This is a genomic window from Sphingobacterium suaedae (assembly GCF_042684625.1).
Lineage (GTDB): Bacteria > Bacteroidota > Bacteroidia > Sphingobacteriales > Sphingobacteriaceae > Sphingobacterium > Sphingobacterium suaedae.
Map to the genome: position 1 here is coordinate 72,716 of NZ_JBHULR010000021.1, position 24,433 is coordinate 97,148.

Sequence of the window (24,433 nt, forward strand, 5' to 3'; positions counted from 1 at the left end):
GTTATTTCTTATAAAAAATCCAAGTTTCATTTGCGGCTGTGCCTTCGATCCCTTCTTGATAGCTCCCCATAAGCCTATTCCACTCTACCACGCGAGGGTTGTCTTTAATTGTTAAGGGGTCAATGTCTTCGAATTTTTTCCCCTTTGGAAAAGAAATGTAGAGCATCAGCTGTCTATCATTCCGGTATAATAGAACTTCCTCGAAGCCTGCCCGACAAAAACCCTCAGCCACCTCAGGCCATTGCTCATATTGATTCTTATGAGCATCTAGATACGCTGATTGCTTGGCTTTATCGTCCGTCAGCTGTGCGGTGAGCAGCACAAAGTCTGTCTCGGCCTGTGCCGTTGACGGTGTACAATGCGATCGGTCAAAGCTATAAAACATGTTGTTAAACACCTTATGGGTAACCTGCGGATAGATTGCCAACCAGGCGCCAGCCATTTTTTTCGCCAGCTCATCCGTCGTCTGCCAGATCGTATACGCATTCCAGTGGTATACATGTGCTGTATCGCCGCCTTGCTTGGCAATGAACGCATTAATCGCTTGCTTGCTGACTAGGCGCTGCGGATCATATATCTGAAAAAAGACAGGTTTCGTGAAGGGCACATAGCTATTGAATTGCGCCCCCTCCCGTAAGGGCTGAATCCGTTTCCGCATCGCCGAAAAATGAGGCTGCAAGCCGGCCTCTTTCACCAGATTTCTGTCCACCTCCGGCCCGTTATTTTTCCACTCTACGCTAGGACCGTTGGCGTTCTGAAGAATCTTATTAGCCGGAAACCAATTGTCTGATACAGTCATAAACGCAGATCCCTCATCGGTATATAGGTAAAACCAATGATCCGGAATATGTGCATACGGCGACAGGTAAATACTATCAATGTGATTACGCTGGATTTTCGTACCGGGTTGCGCTGACAAGGTATAGATGCCTGCCACATCATACATGAATTTACCGTACCGTGTGATTTTGTTTTGCAACACACGGTTATTCTTCATACTATTTACGGTCGGTGTCCATCCCCATCCCAAGCTGATCCCTGTATAGGGGAGATCTAACAATTCGTTATGTACAATCTTAACATTGCGAACAAAACCAGCTCCAATGCCGACGGTTCCCCAATCTTCTAGTCCTATGTGCTGTAGGAGATTGTTCGAGATCACGGTACCATCCGTCAACATCCGTTCGTCCGTGGGTTGATAAGGAAGATGAGCTTCAAATTCTTCATCCGAAAATGTGCCGAGCAATACCCCCGAACCGCCGATATCTTGAAAGAGGTTCCCTTCCAGCGTGTCTCGTTTGTTTCCCGATCGATAATCTATTCCGGTCGACGCTAAGTGATTAAAGCTGCAGTTCCGGAACACGGTATAGGCTGTATTTTTCAGTTCGACCGCCGCTTTCGGGCGCCCTACCCAAGCTTGGTTTTCCAAGCCGGCTTTGTCGGATGTACCGGGTTTCTGCAGTTTGTATGCTTCTACAAAATACATTCCCGCTTGGAGAGCGACATGTCCTTGCGTGTGCGGACGTAACCAAGCGCTATGTTCAAATCGGAGTCCTTCTACATACAGATGCGAAACAGGTTGTTCTACCGTGCCTGTTACTTGCAAAATCGTTTCCAAGTAAGGCACTGTCGTGTAGACTTTTGTCATGTCCTCGCCTTCGCGTGGATAATAGTAAAGCTGATGCGTGTGTTCGTCGTGAAACCATTCGCCCGGTTGGTCGATAAACTGTAGTGCATTCAAGAGACGAAATGCAGAATTACCATGTTCTTTGGACAACCAAGGTTTAGGCCACGGGTGCTCATTTTGAATCTGTGCCTCCGGTTGGTGAAACGCCAACACGATACTGTCTTTAAAAACCTGCGCATCGCGCACGCGTAGCTGTGCTACGGCCCACCATTGATGGATAAAAAACTCCATGCCAGGTTGGTAAGTAAAATTCGCGGAGATCATCGGAATTGTGGCGGTACCGTTTTTAAAATCCCAATTCAATATACGCGGTAAGTGCTGATCGTCATGGCTTTCTGCCCGTATGCCTTTCTGTTCGTTTACCCATAGTTGCCTGAACGGGAAGAATTTTCCGCCGGCCTGTGGTGCCGCAGCGACAAATAAATGCTTGCTGATGTGACGCGGAACGCCTGGCACATTGCCCGCCGGCTTCCAACCTGTCACGCGTACACCTCCGGAAAATATAGCGCCATTTCCGGTTGCGCGAATACGGGTGGGGCTTATTGCCGTACCACTATCCTCCGGCCGGACCAACATGGTTTGAGCAGGGGTATACCGGCCGTCCTCCACCCAAATATTAATTCCGCCACGTGTGCGCTCGTCGCCTAGCCGACGCCATTCCCGCGCTTCGCGAAGCGCGCGCTCCAACGTGTTAAATGGAGCGGATTGGCTTCCTGTGCCCCCCGCCGGAGCTTGTTGACGCACATAAATATCTCCGGCACGACTATGCAGTGTCAAGGGTAGGAGCGCAACAATAAGCACGCTCCGAAAAAGAAAAATAATTGTTTTGTTAATATCCATCATTCTGTCCAAATTCTCCCGGATTGGTTATCGCATCCAAAAACTGTTGTGGAATTGGCCTATTCACATGATAAGGCTGCATGAGTGTGATATCCGGATTATACTGTTGTACATAATCATACAGCTTATTCGTACGCTTTAAATCAAACCAACGAATATGCTCTCCGCATAATTCACGGCCACGTTCTGCCAACAGAAAATCAAGGTTTAAATCTGTTTCTTTGACGAGCATATCCGCTTCTTTACCAGGTTGAGCTGCGCGCTGACGTAAGACATTCACCAGTGCTGTTGCTTTCGTCTTATCTCCGCTACTCATCATGATTTCAGCCTCGGCAGCGATCAAATACATCTCGGCAAGACGCATGACAATAACGTCTTTCGAACCCACTTGGGATCCCACTTCCGGCAAGTCTGGATCATCATATTTAGTCAATGCCGGAAAATGTACATTGAAACGCGCGTTGGTACTTACTTTGTTACCCGTATAGGTATCTTCTATATCGACAAGCGCATACGGCAAATTTCTTTTTTCCGTGGTCACTTTTTTCTTCGTAAACCACAAGGCGAGATCCCCCCGTTGGAGCCCTGAACCTACCAAGCTAGCTGGTTTTTCGAATGCCGCAAGGTCGTCTGCAGTCCAATTGTACTGGTCTACATTCAGGTAGTATTTCTCGCGAAACCAATCCCCATAGCGACGGTCAATGTCTTCATTGTATAAATCCAACAAGTGTCGAGTGGGCATAAAACACATGCCGCCCGAATTCGAATTTCTGTCTGCGCCATAGGCGAGATCACGCACCATGCCCGCCTTTGCCGAATATTTTGCCTTAAACCAGATGTGCAGTCGGTTTGGGTTATTTGGTTGGGGATTTAGGGAGTTCACCGTGGAGTGTGTCACCGTAAATAATGCCTCTTTATTATTTTTATTATTGGCCGGCGAGAACACCTCGGCAGGGGTACTATATAGAGAAACCTGTAATGCCGCTTGATTATTGATGACGTATTGGGCCGCGTCCGAGGCCATCTTGTAGTATGTATCTTTCTCAGCGGCGGACTCCGCATACGCCACACGTGTCAGCGCTACCCGAGCTTTCAGGCCATAGGCGGCCTTGGTGGTTGCGCGGCCAATTTCTGCCGCGGGTATCGGTGTGATGGGCAGATTCGCAATGGCTACATCCAAATCAGCAAGCATCAAGTCATAGAATGCCGCGATCGGAGAACGTGTAGCCTCCAAAATAGCTGTTTTTGTTTCGGTGGTTCGTAAGTCTATATTACCGTATTGTTCCACCAGATGCCAATACGCATACGCGCGTAAAAAGGACATTTCCCCGATCCGGGATTTTTTTTCATCTTCATTTGTAAACGGAACGTCTTGTATACGCTCCAACCCGGCGTTACAATAGTTGACGATTTCGTAAAAACGATTCCATGTATTACGGATCTGGCCTGTCGTGGAATTCAATCCATCGTATTTCGTCATTTGCCGACCATAACCGGAGTTGGCAATATTGATCCACAAATCCGTCCCGCCCTCGGTGAGCATTAAAATATCTTCGCGACCATAGAACTGAGCACCATAGTACACGTATGCTGAATTCACCAAGGCATTGATGCCATCCTCATTAGAAAACACCACATCCGATGTTGTTCCTCCTGGATTATATTCATCTAAGCTACACGCCTGCATTCCGAAGACGAGTCCCATACCTAGTATATATTTTGCAATCTTTTTCATCACATTAAAAATCAAGGTTAACACCAAATACAAATTGACGTAGTAGTGGACTTTTTGCTGAACCGCCACGCTCGGCATCATAGTTTTGTACTAAATCGCTTTTCGCCCAAGAGAATAAATTATTACCGGTTAAATAGAAACGCACCGCATTTAATCTCCGTTTTTCAAGTGTCGCTTTCGGAATACGATAGCCCAATGTTACCGTTTTCAATTTGATGTATGATCCATCAACGTAGCTGTAGGTCTGATAGCCTAAATAGTTGTAGAAGTTCGTCATACTCGGTCTCGGAAAATCATTTGTAGGATTTTCAGGAGTCCAGTAATCCAAATAAGCCGGCTGGTTACCTCGTCCTTGCGGATCAAAAGCTCCAGTCAATTCATAATCCATCATCTGCCCCCAGCGTGCGATTGTATAGACGTTGAGGTCAAAATTTTTGTAGGAAAAACTGTTATTAAAACCGAGTGTCCACCGAGGAGAGGTGGTTCCTATGTAGGTGACATCATTGACGTCGTCGATGATAAAGTCGCCGTTCAAATCGGCCAGTTTAATGTCTCCGGGTTGAAAAGATTGTGTCTTTTCCGCGTCCTTAAAATAGCGAGCTGCTTCTTCTGCTTCATTGGCTTGCCAGATGCCTAAACGTTTGAACGTATAAAAGGATTGGAGAGGGCGCCCGATCAATAAGCTTTCCGTTTCGCGGGTGGTCGTTCCGATGATATCGCGCCCGTCAATCAGATCTACAATTTTCTCCCTATTGGTGCCGAACGTGAAATCGCTACTCCAGGTAAATGCTCCCGTCAGATTTTTAGTATTTAAAACCACTTCCAGCCCCCGGTTATTACTGCTACCTATATTTTGATAAATCTGGAAAGGGGTATTATTTCCCGATCCCATGGAAGTAGGTAATGTCCTCGGCAACAGAATATCGGTTGTTTTGGTATCGTAAAAATCTACCGCCAGATTGATCCGACTGCTGAAGAGTTGGGCATCTAAACCGATATTCCAAGACGCGGAGCGCTCCCATCCGAGGTCTTCATTGCCGATCAACGTATTGTAGACGTAATAGATATACCCCTGATCTTGAAAAGCGGCGTTCGAATAGCTTGTCACGCCCGATTGGGTACCATATTCGCTTATTCCCGAGTTCCCGGTTTGGCCGTAACTTGCACGTAGCTTCAGCTCGTTGATTGGATTCCATTTAAACCAACGCTCGTCGCTGATACGCCATCCTGCAGCAATAGAAGGAAAAGCAGCCCATTTATTATCTTTCGACAACCGTGAGGCGCCGTCCCAACGGTTCGAAAGCGTGAGCAAGTATTTCCCTTGATAGGAATAATTTGCGCGCAACGCGTAGGAAAGTGTTTGACTTTGTACATAACCCGAGCGAATCACGTACGAATCTTTATCATTGGCACCGATGTTATGCCATAACTGCTGTGGGACCAGCTGCCCGGTTCCTTCCATGTACGACGTGTTAAGTTTCGATTGCGTCCAGGAGGTCAAGGCGGTCACATTGAATGCATGCTTATCCAAATCGAAACTATAATTCAGGATATTGTCCCAGTTGATGAAACTGCGGTTGTTGTCCAAAATGCTTGCTAAGGATGTCGGGAACTCGCCAGCACGATCGATGGAGCTTTCGCTCGCGAAATCCTTGGTTTTACGATAAGCGAGGTTGACACCAAAATTTGAACGGAAAGAAAGTCCGGCGAATGGCTTTATTTCTGCAAAACCGTTTGCAATAACATGCGTATTGGCAATGCGATGTTGCGCCGTAAATTCGCTGGCTTCATCGGCCAGTGGACTCACTTTTCCTTCTCGGCCCAAGGGCCACAGTATGACAGCGCCCTGATCATCATATGGCAATCCCAATGGTACGTTCGTGGCGGCACGCCATAATACATTGTCCGCTCGATTATTACCGTCGTAGTGCGTGATCTGCGATGATGTTCCGACTTTCACCATAGAGCCTATATTTTGGTCGACATTCAAACGCAGGTTAAACTTGTCTAGTGCATCGTTTTTAAAAGAACCTAATTCCCGATAATATCCGCCAGATAACAATCCTTGTGTATTGCTATTTCCACCGCTGACCGATATTTGGTGGTTTTGTACCAAACCGGTGTGAAAAACCTGATCTTTCCAGTTCACCCATTGATTTTGCTGGAGTGCAGCCCACTCCCCTACGGTAAAAAGCGTTTGGTCATCCTCCGTACCACTCCATTGTCCGGCCGTTTTTGCAGCTTCGCGCCGTAGTGCAATATAGTCGTCACCGGTTCGCATATCGGGGTATTGTGCCCACCCGTTGGCTCCGATGTATGCATTATACGCGACTTTCGGTTGTCCCTCTTTCCCCCGTTTTGTGGTAACGATAATAACACCGTTAGCACCCTGAGAACCATAGATTGCTGTCGAAGACGCATCCTTTAGCACTTCAATAGACTCGATATCTTGTGGAGGAATATCGCTGATATTTCCGCCCTGCATGCCGTCGATAATAACTAAAGGGCTATTTGCCCCTTCGGCTGTAGACAAAGAGCGCTTTCCCCGAATTGTCATATTGACGCCGGACGTAGCGCTACCCGACGATCGGGTAATATCTAATCCGGGGACTTGTCCTTGTACGGATTCTAACGCGTTAGATGCCGGGGAACGAACAATATCTTCGGCTTTGACGGAAGTTACCGATCCGGTGAGATCTCGTTTTTTGACAGTTCCGTATCCGATAACAACCACTTCGTCCAATTCCTGGTCGTCTTTCTCCAAGGTGACGTTGACGGATTGTCCCGCTTGCACCGTTAGGTTTTGTTCTTTAAATCCTATTGCGGATATTAAAATCTGTCCATTAGCTCCCGGCAAGCGCAACGTGAATTCCCCCAATTCGTCCGTCGCTGTCGACAACACGGCGTTGACCAACGCGATGGTTACGCCACTGATTGGCTGTCCATTTTGATCAACGACCTTGCCTGTAACCTCCTGTTGAAGAAAAGCCAAATGGGACGGCCATACAACAGGAACCGCATTTGCCGCTAGCGCCGCATGTGTTCCCAGCCATAAAGCGACGATCCCCTTAAATTTTGCACGCATCATGTATCATAGATTTATAGTGATTAGATTTTGTTTTGTTTATTTCCCCGCGCCAAACTGAACCTGCTTCTCTCCCAATCTGGAAGTTACTGTCATCATTCCCTTCGCGGATTTTCCTTTTTTACGCACAATAGCTAGTGCCTTTCCCTTAAACGTTTTCCGCGTGGTATTGGTCAATCCGCTTAAATCGGCCTGAAATCCATTATCTGTTCCGACGACTTCATGGTCGGCATCGGTGGAGAACGTCAACTCGATATCTTGGTCGACAACCGGTATCCCTTCTGCATCAAGTAGCTGTACTGTTACGAAATAAAGATCGCGCTGATCACCCGTTGTGAAGCGTTCATAGGCCACTTCAGTCTGTAGTTTAGCTGCTTTTCCCGCGGTACGTTTTATTACTTCTTGGGCAGACTTTCCCTTTCGGTATTTTACAACTTTCAGCTCGCCAGGCTCAAACGGGACTTTCCAAGCCGCGTGCAACTGTTCGTTCGTTTTGCGTGCTTTGCCGAGACTTTTGCCATTTAGGAACAACTCTACGTCTTCCGCGCGATTATAGTAAGCCCATACATCAACCGTATCTCCCACAGTCCAGTTCCAATGTGGCAAAACATGCAGTACGTCCTTGTCCGTCCATTCCGACTGATACATATAATACACGTCTTTTGGGAACCCTGCTAGGTCAACGATCCCATAGTATGAGCTTCGTGCTGGAAATGGATACGGTACAGGTTCGCCTAGGTAATCAAATCCTGTCCATACGAATATACCACCGAGGAAATCCCGCTTCTTGACTTCCAGCCAGGCGCGCTCATGGCTCGTCCCCCAGTAGGCTGCCACGTTGTCGTACGCTGATACCGTAAAATCTGCATTTCCATTGGTTACAAATTTATCCTTACTAGATGCCGGCCAAAATTGGATGGTATCGTGCAAGGCATCGTAAACATCCCGTGTCTGCAAACCCGAGGTTGTTTCAGATGCGATTAAAGGCACCCCTACAAACTCTCTTGGTAATTTGTCATAATCGGCGTATTTATAATTGAACCCTAAAACGTCTAGCGCTTTAGCCTGTCCAATAAAATTTTTCTCCCAGTTGTTTTCTGTTAAAGCGGCGGTTACGGGGCGCGTATCGTCTAACTGTTTAACTGCCTTCACCATCTCTTTCGTCAACGTCGTTCCTGTGCTGTCGAACTGCTCCCGAATTTCATTGCCAATACTCCAAAGCACCACGGACGGATGATTTCGATCTCTCTTGACAAATGCCTGTAGATCGGTGATATAGTGTTCCTTAAAATCCAGGTGATAATCGAATTTATTTTTACGCTTTTGCCACATATCGTAGGCCTCGTTGTATACGAGCAGGCCCAGTTCGTCGCAAAGATCCAGCAACTCAGTGGCCGGCGGATTATGTGCCGTCCGAATGGCGTTCACGCCCATGTCCTGCATAAGCACAAGTTGTCTTTTAGCCGCCGATTTGTTGAAAGCTGCACCTAATGCGCCGAGATCGTGGTGTAGACAGACTCCCAACATTTTTAACGGCCTACCGTTTAGATAGAAGCCTTTATTAACGTCGAATGCGATGGTACGAAACCCGATCCGGTACTCGACTTGATCAAGGATCGCCCCATCTTTATGCAACACGCGCAATTGAACGGTGTATAAATTTGGCGCGGTTACATCCCACCATGCTGGCGTGGTCACATCTATATTTTCATCAATCTGGGTATGGTGTACCGATGTCTTTTTCTCTGCCACACTTTTTCCTTTCGCGTCAAGCACGCGGATATGCAGGTTTACCGCTTGTTGAGCTGAATTGTTGAGCTTCGATCGCACACGGATCGTCCCTTTATCTTTAGACAGCGAAGGTGTCGTCAAAAAAGTTTCCTCCCGTAGGATATGTATGGGATTGGTCACGGTGAGGTGTACATCCCGATAAATTCCTGATCCGGAATACCACCGGGAGTTAGGCTGAAGACTATTATCAACCCGTACAGCAATGGTATTCTCCTGACCTCCATGACGCAAATAGGGCGTAAGGTCATAGCTAAAAGACAAGTATCCATTGACATGTTTGCCGAGATACTGCCCATTAATCCAAACTTCGGTGTAGCGGTATGCGCCGCCAAAATCGATGCTTATTTTCTTTCCTTTATCCGCATCACCGAGCTGAAAATTCTTCCGATACCAACCCGTCCCTCCGGGCAAGGCTCCACCAGCATTTCCCGCTGGAAAATGAGCTCCAAAATCGGACAAGATACTCCAGTCGTGTGGAAGCACCACAGAACTCCAATCGCTATCCTTAAAATCCGGTCGGCGAAAAGCTAGATCGTCGGCCAATTTAAAGCGCCAACCGGCATTAAAATCTACTTGTTGTCGTCCCTGTGCCCATACATCACCAGCGACGGCTAAAAAGATAAACAGAAAAAAAAATGCTCGCTTCATAAAGATCTTCCTCATACTAACTAACATGCTATCCGGTATTATTTCGTTTTAAAATGTACATTACTGGTTCCCAAATCCTTCGAGCTCGCTAGAGCGATACCTCGGTTTCCGTCTTTATCAACCGCACAGTAAAAATGGTACACCGTACCTTTGTATTTCAGTACGAAGGATTTGTGTGCGTATTGACTGTCAAAGTCTTCCGATGATTCAATTAGGTTGTCGCCTTTCCAATCGGTCCAATGTATGAGATCTTTAGACGCAGCAAATCGATTAAAAGCGCCTTGCCGATCCTTCCAAAAGGCGCCGAAATAGAACATAACCCAAGTATTGTTGATGCGTTGTATCATCGGATCTCCGGTAATACCTACCGGATGATGGACTACTGGATCACGTCGATAACGCTTCCATGTCGTCAAATCGTCTGATACCGCCATACCGATACGTTCATACCAACGTGTCGGCTTATTGTTAGGGAGAGAATCTCCCACGGCATTATAATACATGACAAAACGATGTCCGGTATGTCGTTTCGGGTCTTCAATTACGTAACTTTTAAACAACTTGTGTCTATTTTCCCACCAACGCACATCAGCGTCTTCGCTACGTAACACCGGGTTCGCCAGACGTGTCCATTCCATAGGCTGAACGGGTTTTTGTTCGGTGTAAGCCATACCGATAGCCAATGGTTCAGGTTCATATCCAGCAGTAGACCCTCCGAAATAAGACATCCAATATTTCCCATTAAATGTATGTAACTTATAACTGCCGCCCCATTTGGTGTCGACCAGTGCATTATAGCCGGCGCGTTGTTTGGCGTCCCAACGACCATCATCAAGCTTGGACATTTGCTTACCAAGCGTTGTCCAATGCAGCAGATCTGTGCTCTCCGCCAACCAAGTTTCATAACCAACGCCATCAAATACGATATAAGTCATGAACCACTTTTTGCCGTCTCGATAAACTGTCGGGCAGTCCATAAGGTCTCCTTTTTTTGCCGGTGTCAGCACCAATCCAAATTTATACGGCGTTTTAACTTCTTGGTAAAGCTTTTCCATATCGGCCGAAGAAATCGTATCTGGCTGCGCATTCAGCATCAACATGCCAACCAGTTGGCAACAAAACAAGGCAATTCTCTTCATTTCTTTTCTATTTCTTTATGGTGTACCGTCCCGATCCGATGGTTATTTCCAATCCATGGCTCGTTGTCCGATGTTTATAGTTATCTAATCGTTCGCCGTTGATGGTATAATCTGGAGAGCGGGGCAATACCACGGTACAGCGACTGTTTACCGGCACCGTTACCTCATAAGCTCCCTTAATACTTTTCCATGCTACGTGTCCATATGCGGTTTCGAAAGTCACGTTACATTCGTCCAGTTGTCCCAGCAAGCGCGGTGCTAAGCGGACATGCTCGTACGCAATGGAGCCTGGCTCTTGTCCAAGTCCGCCAAGGCCAGCGTGAAACCATTCCATGAGGTGCCCCAACATAAAATGATTATTTGACACGTTGGGTAAAGCCGCCCAAGACTCCGTCAGCGCAGTAGCTCCTTTTTTTATCTGATAACCGTATCCCGGACGGGTGTCATCCTGATGCATAGCAAAGATGAGATCGTCTCTTTCATTTTTTTGCAACACTTGTAACAGGTAGCGATGTCCAATATCACCTGCGGTGAAAGAGGTGTCGTGCGCCACTATATCACGCACGAGATTTTCAAAAACATCGTTTTGCGCCGAAGCATCTACTAGTCCCGTGTAAAGAGCCATGGCTAAGGCAGTCTGGCTACCCGTTCCGTAACTAGCCTGCTCCGCGTGGTAGAATGTTTTGTTGAAAGCGCGATGCACCTCCTGTTGCAGAGAATCACACCGAGTTTTTTCCACCGAATCCTCCAGTATAGATGCAATTTTGCTCAATACCTGTAGATCATAATAATAGATCGCTGTGGCCGTTACGCCAGCAGGCGTTAATTGGGATACCCCGGGCCGTTCAGGTCCCAGATCGTACCAATCGCCCAATCCTTGGTAGAGGATATTGTCCTTGGCCTTTCCCTGCAAGTACCTGATATACCGCTTCATCATTTGGTAATTGTCCGTCAAGAAAGCCAGATCTCCGTACCACTGATACGCGTACCAAGCTAATAAGATCGAGCTTGAACCCCATTCGGGTGAGTCGCGGAACATATCTCCTCCCCAATCAAATTGGACGTACTCGGGTGCGATTTCGGGGACTAATCCTGTTTCTGTCTGAGAGAAACGCATATCACGTAATGCTTTCGCAAACAAACGTTCGGCGTCGAAATTAAAATGTACCGAGGGGCCCATAAGATGCAGCTGTTCTAACCAGCCCAGTTTTTCCCGATGAGGGCAGTCGGTAAATACGCTGACCATATTACTTTTTATAGCCCAGTTGATTAATTTGTGAATTTGATTAAACAGGGTGTCGGAGGTTTGAAATGTACCGGTTTGACGGGTGCTATTACGTATATGCGCTGCTTTTATATCGGCAATCCGGATAGTATTCGGTCCTGTCGGCCTTAGTTGTACCTCGGCATATCGAAAGCCATAATACGTGAATCGCGGTTGCCAAGTTACTTCTCCTTCCTTGCCAAAAATATATTGGAAATAATATGGACTTCCAGAATGTTTCTGATTGGGTCGGCCATCGTCTGTCAGCAATTCCGCAGGATATACGCGTACCGTATCTCCTTTATTTCCCTTCATGGTCAGCGTTATCATTCCGGACGCGTTTTGTCCAAAATCGTAAACGATCCGACGACCATCTGCACTAGGTTGTACTTTTTTAGGAGCAAAGTTTTGCATAATACGTACAGGATCAATTTCTTGCGCGCGTAGGGGCGGCCCATCGGTCAACAACGCGGCCTGCCAATGTGTATCATCGTAGCTTGGTAAAGCCCAATTGGTTGGAAGCACACCGGCATCATAATCCTCTCCTCCATATATGCTGGAAAAGGTGATCGGTGAACGATGTGCCTTCCATGTCCTGTCGGTCACAACAATCTCTTCGGTCCCGTCGGTAAAGGTATTAACCACTTTCATTTTCAATTTCGGTAGCCCAAAAGCTACTTTGTGCTTTTGAAAACGCCCCTTGATCGGGGGGATATAATAAAATCCATTTCCTAATAATACAGCGAATGTATTTTTCCCTTGCCGCCATTGTTTAGTTATGTCGTAAACCACATAATAAGCTTCTTTGTCATATTTTGTCCATCCGGGTTGCAGTACAGCATCGTCGACGGTTTTCCCATTCAACAGCAGTTCATAATGACCTAACCCCGAAATATAAGCCACCGACGACTTCAAACGCTTTGTTAGGTGTACAGACTTTCGAAAAACCGGCAGGTCATAGCTCTTGTCTATGCGTAATTTGCTGGAGCTTAGTGGCAGGGGTTGGATCAACGAATCGGGCAACAAGTCTTTTGTAATCCACGCCGCATCCGCCCAATCTGCAGGATCCAATAAGCCAATATGCATTTGTTGGGTTTTACTAACCGCAGTATGTCCGTGGTTATCTTTCACGGTAATACGCACAAAATATGTCGTACCGGCTGTTAACGGCTTTCCGCGGTAAGGTCGGTGGAGCGATTGTGCGGTTTGCTGCCATTCCGAGTCCCATTGTAGCGTATTCTTCCGAAATGCAGCGTCAAGAGCTACTTCAATACGGTAAGCGTGTTGGCTTACGTCGTAACCGTCGCTATGTAACTGCCAACTAAAAGTCGGTGTGCTTGTGTTTATTCCCCATGGGTTTTCTCTTCCCGCAATAAGCACGCGCGATACCTGAAACGCTGCGAACACGCTTAATTGGCACAACAGCAAGAGCAGGAGGATCATCGAACGAATCATCCCCTGCTGCTTGGCACTTCCCTCATTGATATATGTTTTTTTGTGATCTTTCATGCTTAGTGTTTCCCCACGAATTCGACGTTTTTCTGGATTAATCCTGACACGTGTGTGGTATCGATGGTATAATCTTGGCAATCAAATTTGCTGTTCAATATGCGAACATCTTTCGCGTCTTTCATGGATAGGTAACGTGTACCCCGGGCAAAGACACGGCTCAACGTAACATCTTCTAGGACGGACTCTGGAATTCCCTCGATTTTGATACAATCGGAAGACGACCCAATATAGATATTGTGTAGCTGAATTGCCGAAAACCGTGGTGTCAGTGGATTGACATCGACCTTGAAGGCACGACTCGCCTGGTTGCCTACATGCTGTGCCTGGCCAAGCATGTCCCAGCGGATCGCCGAATGCACCACATGCATACGTATATTTTCAAACCGAATTTGCTCGCCTCCACCTCCACGTGGGCGTCGGGTTTTGAAACGGATACCTACGTCCGTACCCTCGAATACACAATCGTGGACATATACCTTTTTGGCCATTCCTGCTGTCTCGCTTCCAATCGTGAAGCCCCCGTGCCCCTTTTCGGATAGGCAATAGCGTACGACAATATTTTCTGAAGGACGATTTACGCGCAATCCATCATAGCCACGACCTGCTTTTACCGCGATACAATCGTCGCCGGTATTCAACGTACAATATTCCACGAGAACGTTGCGGGAAGACTCGATATCAATACCATCTCCCCGTTGTATGCCCACGGAGTTCACACGGACACCACGGATCACGACACCATCACAATAGGTGGGCACAATATTCCAAAACGCGGAGCGCTCTAACGATATCCCCTCAATCCAGACGTCGCTGCAGTTAATCGGCGCGATCAATGCGGGCGGAAAAATAAAATCCGCTGTTTTTCCGTCGTATATTCGTTGTTCAACAGGGGTTTGACTATCGACAATATTTTCTATAACGTCATGCGTCATGATCTGTTTTCGGATACTTCCTTCCCCCGGGCCTACAACACGCCCTGTTCCGGTCAGGGCGATGTTTTTTGCACCATTCGCATAGATACAAGCTCCCAGACTATACAGCTCTACTCCTTCATTGCGGGTAAACACCACTGGCATGAAATCGGCAATTTCACTTTTAAACTCCAATACGGCGTCTGCATCCAATCGGAGCTCTATATTGGATTTCAACGTGATCCGTCCTGTAAGGTGATGCCCTTTCAATAGCAAAGTGCCCCCTCCCTGCGACGCCAATCGATCTAATTTCTCCTGTATCGATTCGTTTGGAAAAACGGTGTCTCTCCGATCCGGAAACTGAGGACGCGCAAATTTTGTTTCAAAAAAGGGCGTTTCCACACCTTCTATGGTTTCGGGCAGATGGTCTGCACCAACCTGTTCGGCGGTTGGTAGTATTTTGTCCAGTTGTTGCTCTAATGGTAAGCTGCGACATCCTGCAAGCAGAAGCAACGTAATGAACCAAACTCCAATATATCTAACTATCATTGAAAAACTTTTTTTACGAAACGTGTATTGGCGCCAAAATTCTCTTTAACAGCACGCGGTGATAAATTCGCATCACGGGAGCGCTCGATTACCAGCCAGCCTCTCCACCCCATGTCATCCAGTGTTTTTTTCACCAAATGCATATCAAGCCGCTTGTTATTTTCCAGCCAAACTCCATCTTCATCAGTACAATGGATCTGACATATTCTGTCCTTGCCAAGGATGATTAGCTCTTGAATCAAGTCGCGACCTTGCTTCAGTGGGTTCGAGAAATTAAAATAAATCTGTATATTTTTGGATCCAATTTCTTGCAAAAGCTCTACCTCACCCCGCGCATCAAGCGCGGTTTCAATGCCAACAACCACACCCGCTTTTTTTGCCATTTTTCCGACCACACGAAGGCGTTCGACGATCGCTGGGCGAAGTTCGGGGTGTTGCACTAGATCTCCCTGAATTCCTAGGGGTAAAAAAGCGACCTTCACCCCCATTTGCCGACAGGTGTCTAGGCAGTCGCCAACCATACGCTGGTAGGTGGGGCGGGTCGCGAATGATTGGGCATAGAATCCTGTCATTGCCAACGAACATATTTTGATGCCGGTAGCTTTGGATTTATCGAGAAATGCCTTTCTTGCAATCGGATCGGCCAACTTGCTATCAAACGTATCCCGATCCCCCAATCCTCCCATGTCTACTTCCAACCCGTCAGCACCTATTTCATGTGCCAAATCGAAGGCACTGATCTTTTGCCGTTTAAGAATCATTAAGTCAATGACCGCGACTTGATAACGCGGCTTTCGGAGAGACATTGCCGCGATCTCATCGGGCAGCAAAAACGCCCCACCCACTAGGAGGGAACTTGCTATAAAATTTCGTCTACTTCTATCCATCATTTATTTGTTTTGAAATAGTTTTTCTAAATTTTCGTATCCGTGGAGGGCGTTTGCCGGTAGGCGTTCGCCCTGAATGCCAAAGCTATACAGCGCGCTTTCTTCCTCTACCGTACAGCCGGATTCGTCGTATTCACCATCGGTTGTTTTTACGTGGTTGTCCGTTAATCCAAAATGACGCACTAAAAAAGCATACACCGGCTTGCGTTTGGAATAGCCAAAGTCGTGTCCATCTTGCGGCAGGTGTACGTTGGCTACATTTTCGGGCTTTCCGTAATATCCGTAAATCTTTTGTAGGTAAGGGAAATCATGTTCGGGCATGTGCGCCGTCCAGTCTTTGCCGTCGGAAATAACGAGCTGTGGTCTTGGCGCTGCCATAGCAGCCAGTTCCACATTGTTTGTACCTCCGCCACTTGCATGAATAGGTAGTCCGCTTTCGCATGGACATCCGCCGAAAAAATAAGAGGATAAGGATACTACCGGGATGCTGAGCGTAATACGCTCATCCATTGCCGTCATCAAAACAGCGTGACTGCCACCGCCCGAACCACCACATATACCGACGCGTGCAGCATCTACCGGCTGATGCGCGAGGACATAATCGAGGATGCGGATGGCACCCAGTGTCTGAACCGTAATGGAGAGACTTTTGCGATGATCTTCGGGCTTAAATTGTAGAAGAGATTCTCCCCATGCAAAAAGATCGTAGCTTATGGCCATAGCCCCCATCTTTGCTAACATGGCACACCGGATCTGCGCATCTTTTCGGTAACGATGTCCTCCCCAATGTCCATCAGGACTAAGAACCAAAGGCATCTTCCGCTTTCCTTTGGCCGGTTTATACAACGAGCCATTCACATACACGCCTGGTAATATCTCTAACGCAAAATTTTCCACGGTATAGCCATCAAAACGCCTTTTGCCAGAGATTATCGGCTTCGATGCAGGAGCTGCCGGTAGGGGCGAGAGTTTTAAAGCGCGATATAGTTCCGGTTTGATTTCTGCTTTGCGCCTCTCCCAGCTCACTTTATCGTGGTAATGGGATGCGAGCTCGTCAAGGTATTCCCAACCGTCTTTCACTTCCCAGCGGTAGTATTCGTACTCCTTCAGTTTATATTTTTTATCGCCCTCCTTATTGACCTTGAGATCCAGGGGTGCCAATACGTGTTGCAAGGTTTCATCAACGTTTGCGCGAAAGCGCCAATCGGCGTAGTTCAACCATTTATCGCGGACTTGTTCTTCCTGATACTTGATGGTAATTCCATATCTCTTCTGAAGCGTTTCCAACACCTCTTTCAGTGGTTTTCGATATTGTGTATCCGAGTTTTGCGCGACCGCCATGGTCCATGTACCGATGGCTATGATGACGATGATAAGAAATGTTTTAATCATGCGATATACCTCCTTCTTTCTCTATTTTTCGATTCGCTTTCCATCCGGAATAATAGAGATTTGGATCCAGCTCAGGTTTTGGAAAAAACAAACTGGCTAGGTACCCTACGATAATCACGACCAAATGACTATATACCCCAAGCATCAATTTATTATGGGTAAAATTGAGTGCGCCCAGATCGAGCAACATAAGCTTCTCTCCACGAAATTCAATTTCTGTGCTGGTCAAAAAGGCGTATGCGGTAAACACAATACATACGGATATAGCTATGTTTACTCCTTGACGGTTGGCACGTGAAGACAAGATACCGAGCAAGAAAATTCCGACGATACCCCCGGAGAAAATAGCATACAGCGTAAAAATAACACCTAAGATACTTTCGCTGCCTAGTTCAATATAGATAAATCCGATGCCCATGGATATGATCCCAGCAACAGCGACCATCCAACGACTTGCCTTCAGGTACTCATTGTCCACCTTATTTGGGCGCAGTTTTTTGTAATAGTCTTCAATACCAACTGCCGCCAATGAATTGAGGTCGGCACTTAAACTACAGATTGCCGCAGATACCATAGCGGCTAAAATAAATCCGACTACGCCCACGGGTAGATTACTCATGATAAAGTACGGGAACACACTATTTGGACCGATCGTGTCTGGCAGCGGTTGTTGGGTGTAATACACGAAAAGTGCTGTCCCTATAAACATAAAGAGCGACCAAACCGGCACCGTAAGCAGTATACCCATTAAGGATGCTCGTATAGCCGACTTATCTGAACGAGCCGTTAGATAGCGTTGGATGACCGTTTGGTCCGTTCCATATTTTTGAATAGCATAGAACATACCATTTATCGCCATGACGACAAAGGTCAATTTTGTAAAATCTAAATCATAAGGTCCGAATCCGGTGCGGCCGTTTTCCGTGGCTACGCGCCAGATTTCGGGAAGGCCTCCTTGGACAGAAAAGATAATGACCAACAAGCATACGATCCCGCTAGCGAACAACATGAACCCTTGGAATACGTCGAGCCAGATAACGGCTTCGATGCCGCCAAGGAGATTGACCGTGACAATGATTGTTCCTACGATGATAATGATCCAATACGTGTTGATATCGGTCATACTGGACAATGCGACGGCCAACAGGTATAAAACGGTACCCATCCCTGAAAACTGGCGTAATACGAAGGCTATTGAACTGTAATAGCGCGCAAAATTACCAAAACGTTTCTCGAAATATTCGTACGTACTTAATCCGATTACTTTTCGGTACAAGGGAACGATAAACCAAACTGTCCCTAGCAAGACAATAGGCACCATTAGTCCTTGCACTAATAAAATCCAATTATGCGCATAGCCTTCTGCGGGATATCCTAAAAATGTGACACTGCTTATCAACGTCGCTAACAAGGACATACCAATTGCCCAGGAGGGCACACGCCCTTTCGCCGAAAAATAAGCTTCGGTTGATTTCTGATTTTTGGCATACTTCACCCCGAAGTATAATGTAACCAGTAGGACAGCTACAATAATACCATAATCAAAAATGTTTAAAATAGGTTTATTCATCTTATTCGGTTTATTTTAGGGCTAAAAAGCCCATAATTCCTTCGTCCAGGGGTAACTTCCAGGCTTTAGGGTCACGTATATTTCCGTGTCCGGCACGGCACATGTGATGACCCCGGCCCCTTTCTCCTGTATGGGACGAAGTGCGTCAATTTGCAGCGCTTTTAATACGGCACGTGCCGTAGCGCCTCCCTCAATAACTAATTCTTGCAACGCGTACTGCTCATTTAACATGGCTATACTCGTTGCCATACTCTTTCGTATAACCCGGGCCTCACTATCGGTATCCGTCGCGACGGCAAATACCACTCGTTCTTTCTTTCGCAGGGCCTGTTCGAGCTCCTGGGCCACATGCCACTCGCCTCCTGCCTTCTGCCAGTATACAATCTCCTCCGGAGCAAGTTCCCGCAGCCGCCTTAAACTGCTTTCGTGCTTTGAGCCACAAATATAGAGCTGTTGCCCTTGAACCGCATCTATTCGACTATCAAGGAGTTCACCGTGTTCCAACCGGTTGCGCAACAAGGCCTCAAAAAATGCAGCAGCTCCGGCAAACAATGCGTTTTTGGGAAGACAATCCGCCCATCGATCCAGTGTCTCTCCCTCCGCCACCGCAGGGATCAAAAAAAATCGATCATCCGGAATCAGCTTGGGCTCTGTTTGCAGTGCCCAGTTTTCTGGTCCCATGATTTGAAGAATGTCGCTTTCGCGGACCGGAAACTCGGGATCATGTTTAAAGTCCGTTTCCGCAATGGGTACGCCCTGAACAACATAGACTCCGTTACGGATCAGACGCCCCATCTTCGGATTTACAGGACAGAAGAATACCTGTTGTGCGCAGAATGCCGTTTTGTAAAATGGAATTTCTTCTCGCATATGCCCGCGCAATGCGGAGTCAAACTTTAAGTAAATCCAAGACCAATCCACTATGGATTGACTTGGAAGTACCGATGCCAAATGTGATAACGCACGGTCGATTTTCATCGAGCGTGAATTTGTATTCACAATTAGAATGTCGGTTGTTATTGGCTCGGTAACTGAATGAACGATTTGAGCAGACAGCCCATAACGAAGTGCGACGCCGCCAATTTCGGCTGCGCCAGTCAAGTCGTCTGCTATCACTAAAATCGGTTTCATATGCGGTCTATTTGTTTAATGCCAGCTGCACAGCAGACTCAATTGCTAAAATCATTGCATCTGGACTGGCGACGCCTTTTCCAGCAATTTCAAATGCTGTCCCATGATCTACGGATGTACGGATAATAGGTAATCCCATTGTGATATTCACGCCTTTTACACTGTCCATCTGTTTTTTTTCAGCATTCCACTTGAAGCCCGTCAGTTTAAATGGGATATGTCCTTGGTCGTGATACATCGCTACAATTCCACCATAGTATCCTGTGGCAGCCTTTGCGAAAAGCGTGTCTGCCGGAACAGGACCTTCAACATCGTAACCGCGCTCTTTCGCTGTGGCCACGGCGGGAGCTATTTCTTCGTCGTCCTCTGTACCGAAAAGTCCAGAATCTCCAGCATGCGGATTTAACCCTGCTATTCCGATTTTTAAGTTTGGTACCCCTAGGCTAACAAGTCCATTTTGCAACAGCTCTACGACTTCCAGAATGCGTTCCTGCTTTACGAGGTCGCATGCCTGACGCAGCGATACATGCGTCGATACATGTATCACACGCATATTCTCTTCCACCAATAGCATGGCGTATTTCTTCGTATGGGTGTAATGTGCATAAATTTCCGTATGCCCTGCAAAATGATGCCCCGCTTCGTTGATGGATTTTTTATTAATCGGGCCGGTTACTGTCGCATCCAAACTTCCTTTCAACGCCAAATCAATCACTTTAACGACGGATTCAAAGGACGCTTTTCCGGCTTCGGCAGAAATTTCCCCAAACGTTATTTTTGACAGATCGGTATTGCGCAGATCAAATACATCTGCCGTTCCTGTCAAAAACTGTGCTTCCGCCACATCAGTGATAGCGTGAATCGTGATCGGCAAATTCAGTTTGTCTGCAATTTGCTGAAATACAGCAAAATCTCCTACTAGAATTGGTCGACAACACCTGTGTACGCGTTCGTCCAAGAGCGCTTTTAAAGCGATTTCGGGACCGATACTTGCCGGGTCTCCCATCGTGATGCCGATAATAGGTTTATACATGATTTACGATATTCAGTTTAATATTTTCATTTGTTACTAGTTGATGAAAAGCCTCTACAAGCGCTTGTTCTTCTGGGACGCCTAATGCATACAATGGTGGCATCATGAAGGATTCACACAATCCCAGCTCCTTCATTAGGACCTTGAGTGCCCATAAGGATTCCCCCAACGACTTATTCGCTTGGTATAAGGCCCCTAGGCTATCCGATTGCTGTTGTAGCATTTCCGCAGCTTCTATGTCTCCCCGTTCTACTGCCTGACACATCGCGGAGTAAATAGCCGGAGCAAAATTTCCAGAACTCGGTATAATGCCGTCGCTTCCATGAATCAAGGAATGCGCACAAGCTCCCGCCCAGCCCATATAATGCTTGAAATCAGTCCGATCTTTCCATAGGTCCAGCGAGCGATCCAACCGTTCCATACTACGTTCGGAATCCTTCACGGCTACGATTTTCGGATGATAGCTCAATCGATCCAATAAATCGAGTGGTATAGACATATGCGTCGTCGCTGGAATATTATAAACGATTAAATTGGCTGCTATAGCCTCCGCAAGATCCAGGTAGTACTTTTCCATTTGCACTTCTGAAAGCTTGTAATACGTTGGCAATGTCGCCGCAACCTCTTCTACGCCTAGAGCTGCAGCCAAGTTGGCAAACGAAATGGAATCTTGCAAGATATTTGACGAAATTCCTACATATAATTTTTTGCCGTGAGGCCGGTTTGCTACAGCTGTCTGCACATACTCTTCTTTAAATTTATTGGATAAGGACGCCGATTCGCCCGTAGTTCCCAAAATAAACGGTATGGCGCCATTTCCGTACAAATACGCAAAAATGCGGGCTACAGCATCGTGATCTAAGCTCAAATCTTGTTTCAAGGGTGCTACCACGGGAACAATCGTCTCTTTCTGTTTTATTTCTTTCATTTTAATAGGCAGCATTAAATATTGACAGCGCATCAGACAAGCTGATTTCGCGCGGGTTGTTTACTAATAAACGCGTGATCTTCATCGCGTCTTCGGCCATTTGCGGAATGGCTTCTTTGGGAATATTGACGTCACGCAAGCGTGCGGGAATACCACAGTCTTTGATCAGTTCTTTTACTTTGACAATACCAGCTCGGGCTGTTTCTTCATCTGTGGACCGGCGCTCACATCCTAAGGCGATGGCCACCTCTGCATATTTCTTCGGTGCCGCTACGTAATTGTATTCCATAACATACGGTAAGAGCAACGCGTTGGACAACCCGTGCGCTAAATGAAACATACTGCCTAACGGATAGGACAGTGCGTGAACCGCAGCAGTATTTACGGGACCTAGACAAAAACCGCCTAGCATACTTCCCATGGCTACTTCCTGTCTAGCCTGTGTATTTGTACCGTTGTGTACCGCCTCTACCAGATTGGCAGCAATAAGACGCATACCCTCGAACGCATACATATCAATAAAAGGTTGTGCAAACTTATTCGTGTACGCTTCCAAACAATGAGTCAATGCATCCAGTCCGGTTGCTGCCGTGATCCCTGCCGGGAGCCCCACGGTCAATAATGGATCAACATACACTGCGTCCGGTACCAAAAATGGACTTATGATTCCCTTCTTCTGGTTTTCGTCGTCCACCAAAATCGCATTGGGCGATACTTCGCTTCCTGTTCCGGCTGTAGCGGGTGCGCAAATGAGCCCGATATTGCGTCTGTGCAATAGTCCGTTCCCAACAATTTCTTCCACGGTCTGTGTATTGTCCAATTGAGCCGCAACAAGCTTTGCTATGTCCAATACACTCCCCCCACCAATTCCAATAACCGTGTCTATCGCCATTCCCTGATAGGTAGCCAAAACACGTTTAAGGTCTGTAAACGACGGCTCTTGTATAATCGATGTATCTATCGTCACTTGCACTCCTTCGTTCCTCAAATGCGTAATAAAGGGCTCCAGCTGCTGTACTAAAGGTTCGATGGTCATCAGTATGATCGACTGGCTTCCTAATCCAACAACATCCTCTGCTAGCTGTCCCAGTACGCCGTTTCCAAACACGAGCTTATTGGGGAAATTTACTTTTAATATGCGTTCTACTGACATACCACGTTATTCTTTTATTTTATTGTTCTTCCGCTTTGTAGGTTTCCATAGTGGGAAGGGTATACCCTTTTACCTTTGGCCAAACCCCTTTTTTTATCTTTCTCTTCGTCAGTTTCGATGGATCGACAACTACATGCTTCATTTTTTGTCTTCTCCAGGTATAGGCAAAATGCAATAGTCCGTCGCTAGTTTGTATAACTGCGGGATACGAATATTGACTGATCGGCGAATCTTCGAGGATCAAAACTGCATCCCAATTTTTACCGTCCTTCGATACGGCTACATTCAACGGAGTGCGTGCACCCTTGGGATTATCTTTCGGAGGTAATACATGGTTGTACACCAAGACGTGTGTACCATTTTTCATCGTCACGGCGTCTGTTCCTGAATTGTTATTCGGTAATGTTGTTTTTTGCAGGGGTGTCCAGGTTTCTCCATTGTCGTAGGACCACGATTCCACAATGGCCCAGTTCCGGCTTCTGGCCAAAATTTGCAACCTACCATTTCCATGATCCAGCACACTTGGTTGGATAGCATTCACATCATCGCTACCCCGGTCGATAGGTCCTACCTTCCGCCATGTTTTGCCGAAATCTGACGTGATCTCAAAATGGATATTCCAACCATTACCTTCTGTACTCGTTGGGCAAATCAGATTACCATTACTCAACAGTACGGGTTTATTTTTCACGGGACCTAAGTATCCTTCGGGAAGTTTTTCTGCCGCTGACCAAGTTTTTCCGCCATCGGAAGACCGTTTCAGCATTCCCCACCACTCGGACGGCTTTGGTCCTACTTTATAAAATAGCAATAAGTCTCCGCTTGGCACTTGGTACAAGACCGGGTTCCACGTCGGAAGACGGCTACCATCCTCTTGCACTCCGTCGGCGGCCGACATGGGGGCAGTCCACGATCCATTTTCCAAACGGGAAACATAAATCTCCACGTCGGGATGACGCTCTTTTGTACCACCGAAAAAGGCGTAAACCAATCCGGTCGGTGTTTCTACTAAAGTCGCGGAATGGCACGATGGAAATCCTGCCGTATCGTAAATAAATTCATCTTTGATGATTCCTTTACGCCACTTGTACAGCGCATTCTCTTGTGCCTTCACGCCTACGAAGAACAACATGCCTAAAAAGAGTATGATTCCTTGTTTTTTCATAATTTCTTGTTTA

General features: G+C 46.8%; 15 protein-coding genes. All 15 read right to left on the reverse strand.

Annotated elements, in window-relative coordinates:
* Position 1 precedes the first annotated feature (1 nt).
* Genes ACFSR5_RS19750 through ACFSR5_RS19820 form a run of 15 tightly spaced genes read right to left on the reverse strand, consistent with a single transcriptional unit; the run spans position 2 to position 24,420 of the window.
* Entirely contained in the window at positions 2-2,530 is a 2,529-nt protein-coding gene (locus ACFSR5_RS19750; protein WP_380906245.1) for an L-rhamnose mutarotase, read from the reverse strand.
* Positions 2,517-4,262 carry a RagB/SusD family nutrient uptake outer membrane protein gene (locus tag ACFSR5_RS19755; RefSeq protein ID WP_380906246.1) on the reverse strand — a complete coding sequence of 582 codons (1,746 nt, stop codon included), beginning with the start codon at positions 4,260-4,262 and terminating at the stop codon, positions 2,517-2,519. The genes ACFSR5_RS19750 and ACFSR5_RS19755 overlap by 14 nt, the downstream gene beginning before the upstream one ends.
* Before the next feature lie 4 nt (positions 4,263-4,266).
* Positions 4,267-7,350: a SusC/RagA family TonB-linked outer membrane protein gene (locus tag ACFSR5_RS19760; protein WP_380906248.1), complete on the reverse strand. Its 3,084-nt coding sequence runs from the start codon at positions 7,348-7,350 to the stop codon at positions 4,267-4,269.
* Between the two features lie 36 nt (positions 7,351-7,386).
* Positions 7,387-9,786 (reverse strand): glycoside hydrolase family 2 TIM barrel-domain containing protein, encoded by a 2,400-nt coding sequence (locus ACFSR5_RS19765; protein ID WP_380906249.1) that lies wholly within the window; start codon positions 9,784-9,786, stop codon positions 7,387-7,389.
* A 38-nt stretch (positions 9,787-9,824) separates the two neighbouring features.
* Positions 9,825-10,925, reverse strand: a complete 1,101-nt coding sequence (locus tag ACFSR5_RS19770) for a glycosylase (RefSeq protein WP_380906250.1) — start codon at positions 10,923-10,925, stop codon at positions 9,825-9,827.
* A gap of 7 nt (positions 10,926-10,932) precedes the next feature.
* Positions 10,933-13,698: a family 78 glycoside hydrolase catalytic domain gene (locus ACFSR5_RS19775; protein WP_380906251.1), complete on the reverse strand. Its 2,766-nt coding sequence runs from the start codon at positions 13,696-13,698 to the stop codon at positions 10,933-10,935.
* 2 nt (positions 13,699-13,700) lie between these two features.
* Positions 13,701-15,161 carry a glycoside hydrolase family 28 protein gene (locus ACFSR5_RS19780; RefSeq protein WP_380906253.1) on the reverse strand — a complete coding sequence of 487 codons (1,461 nt, stop codon included), beginning with the start codon at positions 15,159-15,161 and terminating at the stop codon, positions 13,701-13,703.
* Complete coding sequence (locus ACFSR5_RS19785) at positions 15,158-16,051, reverse strand: sugar phosphate isomerase/epimerase family protein (RefSeq protein WP_380906254.1); 894 nt, start codon at positions 16,049-16,051, stop codon at positions 15,158-15,160. Before ACFSR5_RS19785 ends, ACFSR5_RS19780 begins: the two co-directional genes overlap by 4 nt.
* Positions 16,052-17,440 (reverse strand): acetylxylan esterase, encoded by a 1,389-nt coding sequence (locus tag ACFSR5_RS19790; RefSeq protein ID WP_380906255.1) that lies wholly within the window; start codon positions 17,438-17,440, stop codon positions 16,052-16,054.
* Complete coding sequence (locus ACFSR5_RS19795; RefSeq protein ID WP_380906257.1) at positions 17,433-19,010, reverse strand: sodium:solute symporter; 1,578 nt, start codon at positions 19,008-19,010, stop codon at positions 17,433-17,435. Before ACFSR5_RS19795 ends, ACFSR5_RS19790 begins: the two co-directional genes overlap by 8 nt.
* 21 nt (positions 19,011-19,031) lie before the next feature.
* Positions 19,032-20,141, reverse strand: a complete 1,110-nt coding sequence (locus tag ACFSR5_RS19800) for a four-carbon acid sugar kinase family protein (RefSeq protein WP_380906258.1) — start codon at positions 20,139-20,141, stop codon at positions 19,032-19,034.
* Between the two features lie 7 nt (positions 20,142-20,148).
* Positions 20,149-21,174: a 4-hydroxythreonine-4-phosphate dehydrogenase PdxA gene (pdxA, locus tag ACFSR5_RS19805; RefSeq protein WP_380906260.1), complete on the reverse strand. Its 1,026-nt coding sequence runs from the start codon at positions 21,172-21,174 to the stop codon at positions 20,149-20,151.
* Positions 21,167-22,102: a dihydrodipicolinate synthase family protein gene (locus ACFSR5_RS19810; protein ID WP_380906261.1), complete on the reverse strand. Its 936-nt coding sequence runs from the start codon at positions 22,100-22,102 to the stop codon at positions 21,167-21,169. Before ACFSR5_RS19810 ends, pdxA begins: the two co-directional genes overlap by 8 nt.
* Position 22,103: 1 nt before the next feature.
* Entirely contained in the window at positions 22,104-23,255 is a 1,152-nt protein-coding gene (locus ACFSR5_RS19815; protein ID WP_380906263.1) for an iron-containing alcohol dehydrogenase, read from the reverse strand.
* 19 nt (positions 23,256-23,274) lie between these two features.
* On the reverse strand, positions 23,275-24,420 hold the full coding sequence (locus ACFSR5_RS19820) for a sialidase family protein (protein ID WP_380906264.1): 1,146 nt from the start codon (positions 24,418-24,420) through the stop codon (positions 23,275-23,277).
* Positions 24,421-24,433 lie beyond the last annotated feature (13 nt).